1 protein-coding gene is annotated in these 253 nt (G+C 59.7%); it reads right to left on the reverse strand.

The window, feature by feature from the left end; genetic code table 11:
- On the reverse strand, positions 1 to 253 hold a 253-nt coding region (locus R0J87_RS22685), incomplete at both ends, for a hypothetical protein (RefSeq protein WP_498889169.1).

Raw genomic sequence — 253 nt, forward strand, 5'->3', positions numbered from 1 at the left:
CGGCAGGACCTCTGGTAAGGACGTCCTCGTAGCTTCTGGTGCATTCAGCGGCCAAGTCCCTTCAGGCAGGAAGCGCTTGAGGGCTGTCTCCGCCAAAGCATCTTCCAAACCCTTCAATCTCCCCGTCGCCGAGTAGTGGCGTGCAACGTCAAACCAACGGCTTGCGGCTGTTTGCCCGTCGACACCCCCACCGAGCGCATACATCGTGTTCAGCAGGCTGGCGAAGTTCGGTGGATTTTTGGTTGCCAGGCTG

This window comes from Halomonas sp. SIMBA_159 (assembly GCF_046536035.1).
Taxonomy (GTDB): domain Bacteria; phylum Pseudomonadota; class Gammaproteobacteria; order Pseudomonadales; family Halomonadaceae; genus Vreelandella; species Vreelandella venusta_A.